The sequence below is a fragment of the Acinetobacter sp. NIPH 542 genome (assembly GCF_000369825.1).
Taxonomy (GTDB): domain Bacteria; phylum Pseudomonadota; class Gammaproteobacteria; order Pseudomonadales; family Moraxellaceae; genus Acinetobacter; species Acinetobacter oleivorans.
The window spans coordinates 553,599-567,736 of the sequence record NZ_KB850206.1; the positions used below are offsets into that span (position 1 = coordinate 553,599).

14 protein-coding genes and 1 pseudogene are annotated in these 14,138 nt (G+C 40.9%); 6 read left to right on the forward strand and 9 right to left on the reverse strand.

Annotation, left to right across the window (positions count from 1 at the left end):
• Window positions 1-65 precede the first annotated feature (65 nt).
• A pseudogene (locus F886_RS19735) lies at window positions 66-195 on the forward strand (hypothetical protein).
• Window positions 196-239: 44 nt separating this feature from the next.
• Complete coding sequence (locus F886_RS08105) at window positions 240-1,199, forward strand: LysR family transcriptional regulator (RefSeq protein WP_004702719.1); 960 nt, start codon at window positions 240-242, stop codon at window positions 1,197-1,199.
• 48 nt (window positions 1,200-1,247) lie between these two features.
• On the opposite strand, the gene F886_RS08110 is transcribed toward F886_RS08105, so the two are convergent.
• The 7 genes from F886_RS08110 to F886_RS08140 all read right to left on the reverse strand — a co-directional run bounded on the left by F886_RS08110 (window position 1,248) and on the right by F886_RS08140 (window position 6,968).
• Window positions 1,248-2,129 carry a SphA family protein gene (locus F886_RS08110; protein ID WP_005303620.1) on the reverse strand — a complete coding sequence of 294 codons (882 nt, stop codon included), beginning with the start codon at window positions 2,127-2,129 and terminating at the stop codon, window positions 1,248-1,250.
• A 184-nt stretch (window positions 2,130-2,313) separates the two neighbouring features.
• Window positions 2,314-3,375 carry an NADH:ubiquinone reductase (Na(+)-transporting) subunit F gene (locus F886_RS08115; RefSeq protein ID WP_005303623.1) on the reverse strand — a complete coding sequence of 354 codons (1,062 nt, stop codon included), beginning with the start codon at window positions 3,373-3,375 and terminating at the stop codon, window positions 2,314-2,316.
• 14 nt (window positions 3,376-3,389) lie between these two features.
• Window positions 3,390-3,752: a phenol hydroxylase subunit P4 gene (locus tag F886_RS08120; protein ID WP_005303626.1), complete on the reverse strand. Its 363-nt coding sequence runs from the start codon at window positions 3,750-3,752 to the stop codon at window positions 3,390-3,392.
• A 59-nt stretch (window positions 3,753-3,811) separates the two neighbouring features.
• Window positions 3,812-5,338 (reverse strand): aromatic/alkene/methane monooxygenase hydroxylase/oxygenase subunit alpha, encoded by a 1,527-nt coding sequence (locus tag F886_RS08125; protein WP_004702709.1) that lies wholly within the window; start codon window positions 5,336-5,338, stop codon window positions 3,812-3,814.
• Between the two features lie 45 nt (window positions 5,339-5,383).
• Window positions 5,384-5,650 carry an MmoB/DmpM family protein gene (locus F886_RS08130; RefSeq protein ID WP_000049450.1) on the reverse strand — a complete coding sequence of 89 codons (267 nt, stop codon included), beginning with the start codon at window positions 5,648-5,650 and terminating at the stop codon, window positions 5,384-5,386.
• Window positions 5,651-5,661: 11 nt separating this feature from the next.
• A complete protein-coding gene (locus F886_RS08135) occupies window positions 5,662-6,660 on the reverse strand; it encodes an aromatic/alkene monooxygenase hydroxylase subunit beta (RefSeq protein ID WP_005303630.1) in 999 nt (332 codons plus the stop codon).
• A 20-nt stretch (window positions 6,661-6,680) separates the two neighbouring features.
• Window positions 6,681-6,968 carry a phenol hydroxylase subunit gene (locus F886_RS08140; RefSeq protein WP_005303634.1) on the reverse strand — a complete coding sequence of 96 codons (288 nt, stop codon included), beginning with the start codon at window positions 6,966-6,968 and terminating at the stop codon, window positions 6,681-6,683.
• A gap of 369 nt (window positions 6,969-7,337) precedes the next feature.
• On the opposite strand from F886_RS08140, the gene mobR reads away from it, so the two are divergent.
• Window positions 7,338-9,008, forward strand: a complete 1,671-nt coding sequence (gene mobR, locus F886_RS08145) for a phenol degradation transcriptional regulator MobR (protein ID WP_005303637.1) — start codon at window positions 7,338-7,340, stop codon at window positions 9,006-9,008.
• A gap of 57 nt (window positions 9,009-9,065) precedes the next feature.
• Here the strand turns inward: mobR and F886_RS08150 are convergent, their stop codons facing one another.
• Window positions 9,066-9,266, reverse strand: coding sequence for a heavy-metal-associated domain-containing protein (locus F886_RS08150; protein WP_081402129.1), 201 nt, complete (start codon window positions 9,264-9,266; stop codon window positions 9,066-9,068).
• Window positions 9,267-9,432: 166 nt separating this feature from the next.
• On the opposite strand from F886_RS08150, the gene F886_RS08155 reads away from it, so the two are divergent.
• The 3 genes from F886_RS08155 (at window position 9,433) to F886_RS08165 (ending at window position 12,818) form a co-directional block, all read left to right on the forward strand.
• Entirely contained in the window at window positions 9,433-11,904 is a 2,472-nt protein-coding gene (locus F886_RS08155; protein WP_005303644.1) for a heavy metal translocating P-type ATPase, read from the forward strand.
• A 75-nt stretch (window positions 11,905-11,979) separates the two neighbouring features.
• A complete protein-coding gene (gene cueR, locus F886_RS08160; RefSeq protein WP_005070253.1) occupies window positions 11,980-12,381 on the forward strand; it encodes a Cu(I)-responsive transcriptional regulator in 402 nt (133 codons plus the stop codon).
• Window positions 12,382-12,410: 29 nt separating this feature from the next.
• A complete protein-coding gene (locus tag F886_RS08165; protein WP_005303646.1) occupies window positions 12,411-12,818 on the forward strand; it encodes a GFA family protein in 408 nt (135 codons plus the stop codon).
• Window positions 12,819-13,451: 633 nt separating this feature from the next.
• Here the strand turns inward: F886_RS08165 and F886_RS08170 are convergent.
• Window positions 13,452-13,808, reverse strand: coding sequence for a four-helix bundle copper-binding protein (locus tag F886_RS08170; protein WP_005303648.1), 357 nt, complete (start codon window positions 13,806-13,808; stop codon window positions 13,452-13,454).
• Window positions 13,809-14,138: the final 330 nt, after the last annotated feature.

Below are 14,138 nucleotides of genomic sequence, written 5' to 3' on the forward strand. Positions count from 1 at the left end.
CCTTAGCTACGATTTACAAGGTCTTGATATCCTAATATTGTCAATGAAGCGCATGAGTGCGCTGGGTGTTTAACCGTGAATTGATGAAGATGAATCACTGGAAGATTGGCAAGAGGGCTTTTTCACAAAGCAATTCATCACTTCATCGGTTTGTTGCTTGTATATACCTTAAAAGAATGGTTAAACTGTGTCTAAGACTGAATTTGCATTTTTTTATATCTTAAAGGTATGGATGCCTTATGGAACTAAGACACTTACGGTATTTTGTGGCTGTTGTTGAAGAGCAGAGCTTTACAAAAGCTGCGGAAAAACTATTTATTGCTCAACCACCTTTGAGTCGACAGATTCAAAATTTGGAAAGTGAGCTTGGAATTCAACTGTTTGAGCGTGGAAGCCGTCCTTTACAGACAACCCCAGCCGGACATTTCTTTTATCAGCACGCCCTTAAACTTTTGTCGAATGCTGAAGAAATAAAAAGTATGACCAAACGTATTGGACTGATTGAACGTAGTGTGACGATTGGTTTTGTTGGGTCTTTACTTTATGGTTTACTGCCTCGAATCATTTATTTATTTCGACAACAACAACCTCATTTGAATATTCAATTGATGGAGTTAAGTACGACCGAGCAACTACAGGCATTAAAAGAAGGACGTATTGATGTTGGCTTTGGACGCCTAAGAATTAGTGACCCTGCGGTGAGACGTATTCTGCTACGTAAAGAACGTTTGGTGGTTGCTGCACATACGAGTCATCCCATCGCTCAGCGTACCGAAGGGGTATATCTGGCCGATCTCATTGATGAAAAGATGTTTATGTATCCCACTTCTCCGAAACCGAATTTTTCGACCCAGCTTTTGAATATCTTTGCCGAGCATAGTTTGGTTCCAAAAAATATGCATGAGATACGGGAAATTCAACTGGCTTTGGGCTTAGTGGCAGCGGGTGAAGGTTTGTGTATTATTCCTGCCAGTGCCGATACCATTCGCTTTCCTCATTTAAATTACATTCCGATTTTAGATAACGGTGCAGTCAGCCCGATTTTCATTACTGCTCGTGCAATGGATCGAAGTGAAGACTTACAGCTTTTATTTGATTGTATTTATCAGGTGTATGATCTTGAAGGTATTCCATATAAACGCACCGTTTTCACGCTCGATCAGAATCCGATAGATGATTCAGACGGTATCGACTTTTAAATAAAGCAGGGCATAGCCTCAAGGTTTGAAGCTATGCGTTGATGTGTTTTAGAAAGCCCAAATCAGTTTTAGCCAGCTGGTATGGCCTTCGGGACGATATTCGACTTCGGTTTCTTTTAAAAATTTGGCTTCAATAGACCAGTTTTTATCGGCATATTGAATGCCTGGCCCAATTGCAAAAGCCTGTCCTTTAAACCCAATGTCACTTCCGTTTACTTTGTCATTTGTAGTTTGTTTAAAAGCATAGCCTTCAACTGCAACTTTGAGTTTGGGGTTAATGCGATAACCTAAGCTATAGTCACCCGCAATGTATTGTCCAGACTTATAGTCGGTCGCATCGTTACGTGTATTCCAGCTATAAGACAGTTTAGTTGAAAGATCTAAACCTGCCGCGTTGGAATAACTATAGGCAAGAATAGGTCGAATGGTGTGATAGTTTTTCCCGAGATTGGCTTCAACTGGATGTGTCGTACTTGGAGTGTCGTATTCACCTGTTCCCAGTACCGTTTCGAGGGCTGCAATCCAGTGATGATTTCCTTGATGCCAGCCGAGCATGCCACCCAAAATCAAGTCTCCGAGACCTTGGTTTGAGTCAGCCATCCCATTTACTTTTAGTCTTAGATCAACCAATGGCTGGGCTGCATAAAAACCGAGTTGTCCATCCATAATTTTTTGATCGGTCATCCAGACCAAACGAGGAACCACGGCGTTGACATCAACATGGAACTGATCGGGACCATTTTGAAACTCTGATGCGTGGTAATTTTGATAATAACTGAGTAGATAGACCCCAGCAGGTGGTAGGGCACCAGCCATCATACCTTCGGCACCTAATGCAAAAGAGTCCGAGCCGTTTTCTGTCGCAAATGCAGAGGGAAGGTGAAGGGCACTGATTACACCACATATGATTGCAGCAATTTTGTTATTCATAGAATGTCCTATTCTGTGTTGTTTGGCTTGTCACTAAAAAACGTTATTCCTTAACGGTCTTTAAAAATCTGAGTCTGTTTAACCTATAAATTTGGGATGCAGAACTCCTGTGAGCTTTGTATTAGCTTTCTAAACTGCAAATACAAAGCTCATTTGAAAAAGCGGAGTGCTTAAAGGTTTATCTTTAAATATGTTTGAATAAAGCCGAACGCGATTGTCCAGCAGCGCCATCGGCTGCACTTAAGAACCGTTCAGTGTGAATGTCTCGTTCGAATAAGCGACTTTGCATGAGCGTTGAAATTGCCGAGTCGATCATGATTGGTGGGCCGCACAAATAGGCTTTGTGTCCACCACATCGATTTTCAAAGTAATCGGCAACAGCCTCATGCACAAATCCAGTAAATCCAGTCCATTGGTCTTCTGGTTTTGGTGCATTCAGGGCAGGGATATAGCGGAAGTTTGAATAGTCTTTTACGAGTTGTTCAAACAATTCTCGGTTGTACAGCTCTGCCAAGTCTCGTGCTCCTTGGAAGAGGTAAATGGTGCGACTATCTCCAGACTCAAGTAAATCTAAAATCATCGATTGTGGACTTGAAAGACCTGAACCTCCTGCAATGAAAATGGCATTTTGATCATCTGACTTGCGTACGAAAAATTGACCATAAGGGCCTGAAATATCAAGCTGATCACCTGTGGCAAGTTGTTCATGTACATAAGTCGTCGCTGCACCGCCTTCAACTTTACGAATATGCAACTCAACAATGCCCACTTCACTTGGTGAATTGGCAATTGAAAACGCTCGAGTTCCTTCAATATCTGGGAACTGGACATTGATATATTGACCAGCTTGGAACTCGATTGGGCGATCTAGTTGTAAACGGATTCCTTTAATGGTTGGCGACAAGTCTTTCATTTCAATGACTGTCGCTTGATAGTCTTGAACCAAATGACCTAAGAAATCTGGGTCTTCATCGACATCGGCTTCAATGACCATGTCGGATTGTGGTTTGCAGCAGCAGGCAAGCACCTTATTTTCATCACGTTCAATATCCATGAGCGCAAATGGTGAAGCTTCACCGACATCATAAAAACCGTCAGTGACTTGAACCTTACATGTCCCGCAAGTGCCATGACCACAGGCAAAGGGTAACCAAACGCCTTGACGTAAAGCGGCATCTAAAATGGTTTGGTCTTCTTCTACTTCAATCGTTGTTCCGATCGGTTCAATGGTGACTTGATAACTCATGACACACCTCCGAATTAAACGTAGCTGTCGTTATAGCCATTTAATTCTGGCGTAACGAAACGAAGTAATGACTTATGCCCAAAACCAAGCTCTGCCAAAGTTTTTGTACTCTTAGGACTAATTGTTTGACCATCTAAGGTGTATTGCACTTTTGACCAATCAATTTTGGCAAAATCTGGATGTTGGGCAAAACCACCTGTAATTTGTTGCTCAATCAACTGTCCCAAAGTTTGTTGAGGCGAGGCAAGCATGGCATGTGCCGAGCAAAAAAGTGTGTGATGATCCCAACCCACGTAAAGTAAGAATTGATCACCATAATTTTCTTGCAGATCAAGCGGTTCAAATTGATAGTTGTTGTGTATCGCGTGAACAGTCATGTTCAATCTCCTTATTTTCTATCAGGCAGCTTGATCACTGCCTGAATAATTCCTTGTGCTTAAGCTGCGTTACCTTTCCATTTTTTCCAGCGCTGTTGGTCTGGCGAGCCTTCAATATCCAGATTGTCGGCACCGACATTCATGCGGTAATAATCGCGGAGCATGGTTTCGAGGTCACCGCCACCACAGTTGCCTTGCAAAATTTGATTTACAGGGAGCCATGCTTGTATATATTTCTCAGGTTCACGCTCGAAAATGTCATGACAGCCATCTGAACAGGTGTGGTAGCGTTCGCCTTGGTAAATGCTATGGCGATAACTAAACTGAGTTGGATCATCGCCCATTTCGGTAAAGGTCATTGGAATCTGACAAACCTGACAAAGCTGTGGTAAACCTGCGCTGTAGAAGCGTTTACCTTCGGCTTCCATTTTGCGAGCCAACTCCCATTTTGGACGGTAGTATTTATCGAAAGTGTCTGGATATTTAGCAGATAACCAATCCATTTCTTCGTCGGTTGGAATCCAAGTATGGAAACCAGCAGCATGACCAAAGTTATAGAAAATCCACCATGCCTGATGTGAGACATGCTCTTTTTCTTTCACAATGACATCGCTATATTTCGGCATGCGAATGCCATAACGACTTAAATCTTTAAATAGCGCACCGCCTGCTTGTTCAAAATAAACTTCCCAAGCTTCTTTCCAAGACATCACTTTGTTTGGCAGCATGTAATCCATCATCATGCCCACAATTGAAAGCAAACGCGTCCCACGCCAGAACCATTTATCAATCCATTCCTGCACAATCGGCACATTGTCTTCATGCTGTTCGAGCAAGAATTTTACGATTTCAAGTCCAAGCGTCATGTGACGAGCTTCATCTGACTGAGCACTAAAACCAAAGGTCACGGTTGCCATATCGCCGTTATAAGCTGCACCTGACATAAACGGCACAAACAGTAAGTTGGTAAGTACATATTCAAAAGCAAAACTAATCGCTAATAAAAATTCGAAAGGTCCGGCAGAACGGGCATCTTCAAAAAATGATTTAGGCACAGACAAATACCAAACGCGGTCATGCATATGTGCCCAGTCCTGAAAACCATCAAAGAACTTGTTGTAATGGCTCATGGCATGAATTTGAGTCTGTACATGACGCAGTTCATCAATCGACTGCATCTGAGAAGCAATACGTGCTCCAATACCACTAAACTGGCGGCCTACATGTGCATAACCTTGATAAGCCTGATATTCAAGTGGAGTCACCGCTGTTAAAAAGAGCTTGATCGCATTTAAGTAGCGTTCATTGCTGACATTCATCTGACCATTGTTTTGAGCAAATGCATCGAAAATGGCATACAGTTTTTTCTCTTTTTCTGCCTGATATTTCCAGTAAGCATCCATAGTTAAACGGAATGGATCTTCCCATTTAGACCAGTCCGTAATTTTGATACCTTCAAACTCCTCATAAGGGAAGGCCTCTTTACGGTCAGCATAGGAAAAGTCCCAGTCTAGATCACGGGTTAATGCGCGGTAACGATCTTTCGCATTTAACTTTTTGCTGGTTTCTTTCGTTTGAGTTGTCATGATTGATCATCCTTAAATCTTTGTTAAACAACGTCTATGTTGTGATTAATTCCAGTGAAGGCGGAAAGTGTCATCATCTTCTTCGACGTTGCCGCCCAGCGTAATCATGTTGAGTTGTAATGATTGGATATCCCAATCTTGGCCTAGTTTTTCAGATACGGTTTCAGCTTTAATCACCAAATCAGTTTCACTTTCAATTCGAATCATGGCGGGTAAATACTGAATTGACGCTTCAGGGTTATCTTCTTCAATCGCTTCGAGGATATAGCGTGAAGTATCGTTGTCTTGTAATGCAAGATAGACTTTAGACATGTTGCTTCTCCTTAAGCATTTGTAAGTGGTTGTAGGCCGAGTTTTTTTGCACGTTCAATAACGGCTTGTTCTGCTTGATCAACTGCATCTGCTGTTAAGGCTGCTGTTGCCCACGGCGTAAAAGCTGCTTTTACTTGAGCTAAAGACTGGGTGAACCATTCATTTAATAGCTGTTTATTGTGATCGGATTCTGCTGCCGCAGTTTTAATGACGGTGTCTGACCACTTACGTAAATCACCTAAAGTGTCTTTCATAAACTCAGTCAGCATGGCTAAGTCGCGAGCATTTTGAGTGACTAACCACTGATCAAACTGTTGATAGACAAGCTCTGTCACAAAGCCGTCAATCACAAGATTTTGTAATAAGAAGAGTTTGAAATAGTCTTGCTCGGTGAGGCTTTCTTCACACAGACGGCGTAAGCCTTGCCATGCAGGATGCTGCATCCAAGCCTGTTTTGCCTGTTGTAATGAGTCGCCGCTATTACCATCTAAAGCTAAGCCAATCCGTGAGATGTACTGCGCAATTCCTAAATGATCCATCGCGGCATAAATACAAGCTTGGGTAAGCACGGTGCCATAACCATAGGCACTACCAGACATCATGTGTAAGTTTGCCGTTTGTTCAACGTGGCGAAATGGCAATAGGCACTCAATGACCTTAGCTTTGACTTCATCAGACAAGTGTTCTGCAAGCTGACGTTTTTCAAAAAAAGCAAAATTACTTTCGGCTGTGTCCTGCAAACGTGCACGGTGTTGAACATAAGTTCCATAATAGAATTGACGTGGATCTTTAAATGCATACCAGTCTTGCATTTGCAGGGCAGTATGGGTTTTGTCATTTAAAGTCTTTTCAGGTTTCCACAAAGGACGATAGTGAAAGTTAGTTTCTGCCTGTACATCAAAACTTACTTCTTGATATCGAGTTGCTGGCTTACTACCAAATCGTCTTTCGATATAGGCGTAGTTCTGGCGGATAGGTTCGACATTTGACGTTTTGATTTCTAAAGTCATGGCTTTATCTCCTTATATTTTTACATCTGATCATCGTGATCGTTGCTCTTACGTTGCGTGCCGACTAAGGTTGCTTCAGTGCCATAGCGCCATTTTTCTTCCTGAGCATCATTAAAAGCTTGCTGCTCTTGGGTCATTTCAACCACTTGATTGGTCTTACAAAAATCATTAAATGCATGTTTAGGCAAAACCAGTTCTACAAATAGACTGGGGTCGTGAATGGCAAAATCGAATTCGATAAACTCTGCGTTTAAGTCGCCAGTGACCCGAATATATTTGGTTAATGCTTCGACTTGAGGTTGCGTCATGCTGTACTCCATCAAGACATGGTCTTGAAATTGATGAATGCTCCTTGCTCTCGCTATAAGCTTTACAAAAGCTATGCCAACTTTATTTTTATTATTAAAAACAATTAATTAAGTTTTTTGTGGAAAGTGAGTTGTTTTTAAAATTCACCATTTCATGAAATTTTTTGAATGGTGAAATAGAGATATTCATGATTTGATGAAGAGGGTCGTAAAAATTTCTTTTTAGATTGTTTGGGGTTTTAAATGGAGAGATTTAGAAATACTTTTTTAGTATGAAGTTATGTCTTTAAGGTACTAGGACATTTATCTGGTTCTTCGATAAGATGAGATAACACCCAAATGTATTTAATGGATTAAAACAGATCACTCATGGCTCGAGTAAAATACGATACAACGGGACGATACGCAGATCATCCGCAAGAAATTCATGATTTGCTGTCTAAACTGCACTTTGATACTGCCCACGGCCAAATCTGGTTTGATGAATATCGGATGCTGCTTTTGCACACCAGCATTATGGGATATTTGCGTAAAGATTTAGCGCACATGATTGGACTTGAACGAACTAAGCGTTTTTTTATTCGATTGGGGTATCAAGCTGGGTTAAAAGATGCAGAAGTTACAACAAAAATGCGTCCCGATTTAAATGAACACGATGCTTTTATGGCAGGCCCACAAATGCACGCCATTCGTGGCATGGTGCAAGTACAGGCCAACCAGCTCAATTTAAGCCACGATAAAAAACAGTTTTATGCCGATTTAAATTGGCTTAACTCTTTTGAAGCCGATGTGCATTTAGAGCATTTTGGTCCAAGTGATGAACCTGCGTGCTGGATGCTTTTGGGTTATGCATGCGGCTACAGTAGTTTTGCGACGGGCATGACCATTATTTATCAAGAAATAGAGTGTAAAGCGTGTGGCCACGAGCATTGCCGTATTATCGGGAAGCCTTTAGAAGAGTGGGAAAATGCAGATGAGCTGATTCAGTTCATGTCACCCGAACCTATGGAAAAAGAACTGATTGCGTTGCAGGCTGAACTTTTTGAGCTTAAAAAATCAATTTACAGTGACAGTGAAGCCGATTACCAATTATTTAGTTCTGTGGGTAAGTCAGCATCTTATAAACAGGTCTGTGCATTACTAACAAAAGCAGCAGGTTCGAAAGTTTCTATTTTGCTACAAGGCGAAACAGGGGTTGGTAAAGAAGCTTTTGCACGAGGAGTTCATGAAAATAGCCAAAGAAAAGACCAACCTTTTGTTGCGGTAAATTGTGCAGCGATTCCACCAGAGTTAATTGAGTCCGAATTATTTGGCGTAGAAAAAGGTGCTTATACAGGAGCGCATCAATCTCGCTTAGGTAAGTTTGAACGAGCCAATGGTGGTACGATTTTTTTAGATGAAGTAATTGAGCTTTCTCCTCGTGCACAAGCGGCACTATTACGCATTTTACAAGAAGGTGAATTTGAGCGAGTAGGAGATTCACAAACACGTATTTTAGATGTTCGTGTAATTACAGCAACCAATGAAGACCTTGAACAAGCTGTGAAAACAGGACGATTTCGGGCAGATTTGTACTATCGCTTAAATATTTTTCCAGTGCAGATTCCACCTTTGCGGGAGCGCCGTGAAGACATTCCTTTACTAGTTGAACACTTTCTTCATCGCTTTGAAAAAATGTACGGTAAAACCATTCAGGGTGTAAGTGAAAAGACCAAAGTTTTTATGCAGCAATATGAATGGCCGGGTAATATTCGCGAGTTGGAAAACTTATTAGAAAGGGCGGTTTTATTAACGGACGATCAGCAACTGATTAAGTTAAATGCCATTTTTCCACAGATCAAGCATGACCCAGAGCAGGCTGTAGCTGTTGAAAACGACTTTGAGCAATTATTAAAGGCAGAGTTTAATTTAGAAGAACATGAGAAGCAGTTAATTTTAACAGCTTTAAAAAAGGCAAATCATAAGGTGTCTGAAGCGGCACGTTTATTGGGACTAACTCGGGCAGCACTGGATTATCGAATTAAAAAATTTCAGCTTTGAGTCAAAATCAACACGCTCAAAAATAAAGGCCTAACTTTAAACGTTAGGCCTTATTCATTATTGCACTTGAGCTGGAAAACCATCTTCTTCAAGCGCTTCGGTAATTTTATCGACGCTTTCACTGCTTTGAACAGTCACGATTTTGGTCGTTAAATCTACATCTACTTTTGCATTTGGGTCGATATCTTGAATCGTCGCAGTCACACCACGTGCACAGCCGCCACAAGTCATATTTTCAATAAGTAGTTTCATATTCATACTCCATCAAGAATGAGATGTTTGTTTGGATAACACTGAGTCTAAACCTTGTCATGATTGTAAGGTCAATACTAATTTTTTAAAAAAATATGCTTGACCTTCCCATGATGGGAATCTGTATGCTCAATACAGAATATTAAATTTTGCAAATTTGCAGAGGTGTTTGATGGACTCAAAAAACACAAAATTGCCAGCATATAGTGAAACACTTCCAATTGAAGGCATGACCTGTGCCTCGTGTGTAGGTCGTGTCGAAAAAGCACTTAAGAAAGTTGAAAATGTAGAGATTGCTAACGTTAATTTGGCAACAGAAAAAGCCGTTGTTTATTCAAATCAACCGATTCAGCGCGAAGCACTAGTTAAAGCAGTTGAACGAGCAGGTTATGATGTTCCAAAAGCTGCACCAGTAGAGTTGTCTATTGAGGGCATGACTTGTGCATCTTGTGTGGCACGAGTTGAAAAAGCCCTTAAAAAAGTAAACGGCGTTCAAGAAGCCACAGTCAACTTAGCAACAGAGCAGGCTTGGGTGCAGGCAGATAATTCAGTTAATGTCGAAGATTTAATTCGCGCTGTTAAAAAAGCAGGTTATGACGCGAAAGCATCTGAAAAAAATCAAGATGAGCAACTCGATAAAAAAGCGTCAGAGTTAGATCAGCTTAAAAAAGATTTGATCATTTCGATTGTGTTGGCTTTACCTGTGTTTATTTTGGAAATGGGTTCACATCTCATTCCAGCTTTTCACATGTGGGTCATGCACACCATTGGTCAATACAATAGCTGGCTTTTACAGTTTGTTTTAACAACTTTAGTACTCGTTTTTCCTGGTCGCCGTTTTTACCAAAAAGGTATTCCAGCCTTATGGCGTTTGGCGCCAGATATGAACTCGCTGGTTGCTGTTGGAACCTTGGCTGCCTACAGTTTCTCAGTCGTGGCAACTTTTATGCCGCAGGTTTTACCACAAGGCACGGTTAATGTTTACTTTGAAGCGGCTGCCGTTATTGTCAGTTTAATTTTGCTTGGGCGATATTTTGAAGCCAAAGCTAAAGGACGAACCTCGCAAGCTATTCAACACTTAGTGGGAATGCAGCCCAAAACAGCTCGTATTCAGCGTGACGGTCAAGTGGTGGAAGTTGCTGTTGCTGAAGTGGTCAGTGGAACTATTGTAGAAATTCGTCCGGGTGAGCGTGTGCCTGTCGATGGTGAAGTGATTGAAGGGCATAGCTACATTGATGAATCTATGATTACGGGTGAACCTGTTCCTGTTGAAAAAATAGTAGGACATCAGGTGGTCGGTGGTACAGTCAACCAGAACGGTACTCTAAACATTCGGGCAACCGCAGTGGGTAGCTCATCTGTACTTTCACAAATTATTCGCATGGTTGAGCAGGCCCAAGGTTCTAAACTTCCGATTCAGGGTTTAGTTGATAAAGTCACCATGTGGTTTGTACCGGCTGTCATGCTAATTGCTGCAATCACTTTCTTGGTTTGGTTTGTTTGGGGACCAGAGCCTGCGCTGACTTTTGGTTTGGTGAATGCTGTTGCGGTACTGATTATTGCTTGTCCTTGTGCGATGGGGCTTGCAACACCAACTTCTATTATGGTCGGTACTGGACGTGGTGCTGAGTTAGGTGTCTTGTTCCGTAAAGGTGAAGCTTTGCAGCTTTTGCAAGAAGCACAGGTCGTTGCAGTTGATAAAACCGGAACACTCACCGAAGGTAAACCTACACTGACAGACTTTAATGTGCAATCAGGTTTTGAACGTGAACAAGTGCTAACTTTAGTTGCTTCAGTCGAAGCCAAGTCTGAACACCCAATTGCCCTCGCGATTGTTCAAGCAGCAGAAAGCGAAGGCTTAAACTTATTACCCGTAACAGCATTTAACTCGATTACTGGTTCAGGTATTGAGGCTGAAGTATCGGGCCAAAAAGTACAAATTGGCGCAGACCGTTATATGCACCAACTTGGTTTAGATACCAACTCATTCCAAGCGATTGCTGCTCAGTTAGGTGAAGAAGGAAAAACACCGCTATATGTCGCTATCGACCAACAACTTGCTGCAATTATTGCCGTGGCGGATCCAATTAAAGAAACAACCTATGCTGCGATTGAGGCCTTGCATCAATTAGGCCTCAAAGTTGCCATGATTACAGGAGACAACCGTCATACGGCGCAAGCAATTGCCAAAAAGCTGAACATTGATGAAGTTGTGGCAGAGGTTTTACCTGAAGGTAAAGTGGACACAGTTCGCCAACTTCAAAAACAATATGGTCGCTTGGCTTTTGTAGGTGATGGTATTAACGATGCTCCAGCCTTGGCGCAAGCAGATGTTGGTTTAGCCATTGGTACAGGAACAGATGTTGCCATTGAAGCAGCTGATGTTGTGTTGATGTCAGGTAGTTTAAAAGGCGTACCTAACGCAATTGCATTAAGTAAAGCAACCATGCGAAACATACGCCAAAACCTATTCTGGGCATTTGTATATAACGTTGCTTTAATTCCAATTGCAGCAGGTGCGCTATATCCAGCATTTGGTGTATTACTTTCACCGATGTTTGCAGCAGGCGCGATGGCACTTTCTTCGGTTTTTGTTTTAGGCAATGCATTACGCTTAAAACGTTTTCATGCGCCCGTACAGTAAGGGTGCTGAAAATCAACTTTTGGTTTAAGATCATGACAGCAGGTCTTAAACCAAATTTAATATTTGAGGTGTGAGATGAATATCGGTCAGGCATCCAAACATTCAGGCATTTCGGCGAAAATGATTCGCTACTATGAAGAAATCGGTCTACTTGAAGCAGCTCAGCGTTCTGCTTCTGGCTATCGCATTTATTCAGAAACAGACCTTAAAACTTTAAACTTCTTAAAGCATGCTCGTGAGTTAGGTTTTTCATCTGAACAGATGAAAGAGCTTATTTCGCTTTGGAAAAATACAGATCGTCATAGTGCAGAGGTGAAAGCCTTAACCGTAAAACACATTGCCGAATTAAAACAGAAAATTGCCCATCTCCAAGAAATGGTCAATATTTTGCAGGCTTCAGCCGATGATTGCTGCGGGAACCAGCAAGCTTCTTGTGCGATTTTAGATCACATTGAAAAAGGTGTAGGTGTAAGCTAAGTTTCATTAAAATAAAAAAAGGAAAAATCATGGCTTATACAGCTTCTTGTCTTTGTAATGGGATTCAACTGCGCATTAATACTGAATTAGAACCCATCATGGTTTGTCATTGCACGCAGTGCCAAAAAGCCCAAGGTGCTGCTTTCGCTGCCATTACTCAAGTACAAAAAAATGACTTAAATATTGTGCAAGGTGAAAACCTGTTACAGGCTTATTTTGCATCGCCTAATAAAAAGAGAGTGTTCTGTAAAACCTGTGGTTCACCGATCTGGAGTGAGCGTCTAGATAAGCCTGAAGTAGTGCGTTTAAGGGTAGGACTCATTAATGAAGAAATATCGACATCTGTAATTTCTCATGCTTTTGTGTCTTCAAAAGTGAAGTGGTATCCAATTTGCGATAGTGCTCGCCAATATCAAAATGGGGTAGAAAACCCTTAAATATTAAGGTTTGATCGTATTTTATTCATTTGTAAAAAAACGTGAACAAGACTAGCCATGAATAAATAATGTGCTATAACTGTACCTAAGGTAATCGTAATATCTCCTCGATCCACAGGGAAACTTGGGACAGGGCAAAAGATACGATAAGACCTTACATATAGCTAGCAAAGAGCATGTAAGAGATGGATAGACACAAATCTTAGATTGCTCACCGTTGCAGAAAAGCCCGTGAAACGGGCTTTTTTAATGCCTATAAAAAGCTATTTATTGGATGATCAGACTATAAATAAAGTTTTTTATGGCGTCATTTTTTACCATTTGTTCTTAAGCAAATAAAAAGATGTAGAAATAATAAAATTTTTTAAACATACAGACTATTCTGTATTGCAATTTAATTTATTTATAGGTACATTTACTTAACGGTTTAAAGTTCAAGTTTAATAATGGACTCATGGTCGTTGTGGGAGATCTAAGAGCCTGCATTCTTCCCCAAGATGCGGGTTTTTTTTATGCCTATAGAAAAGTGACGATTAACTCGACTCAAATAAAAAACATATAATTTTCTGTTATTTATTAGATTTTAATAAGCCTACGATCTAAAGATTGCGTAGGCTTTACATGTTTAAAAATTTAGGCGCGATAGGCCAAACACGCTTGAGCACAAGCTAAACATGCTTTAGCACAGATCTGACAGTGCTCATGTTCATGTTTGCTACATTCTGCTGCACAGAGTTGACAGGCATTGGCGCACAATTGCATGGCTTGTTCAGCAAGTTCAGAATTTCTTAACTCTAAAGATGTACACAGTTGGCAGGTTTCTACACATGTCATGCAATGCTTAATACACTCTCGCATCATATGGACATGTTCCTCTTGCAAACATGCAGCTGCGCACGTTTTACAAGCAATCATACATTCAATACAGGCTTGAACTGAGGTAGAGGTGTCACAAAATAAAGCTGAGTTTGTTTCTTGTTGAATTTCCATAAGAGTTCTCCTATCGAAGACTATTATTAAAAAATGGAATATCGTTATATTTTCTATTTTAGAAGATGATTTTTAAGGCATGGCTGTTTGAGATGAAAGGGCTACAAATCGCTAATACATAATTAACCTCGTAGTAGAATGTTACATCCAGCTTTAGCTTTAAATGCTCGTATTTTTTGATATTGATAGGGGATTTAAATTTAAGGATTGTGTTAAATTTAATTGCATATAATACTTTTGGCTAATTTCTTATTGTGTGAATATTAGGCAAATTAGGAATGTGAACTTTGAAGGACACGAAATGGAAAACGTTAATCAATACGCTCACGG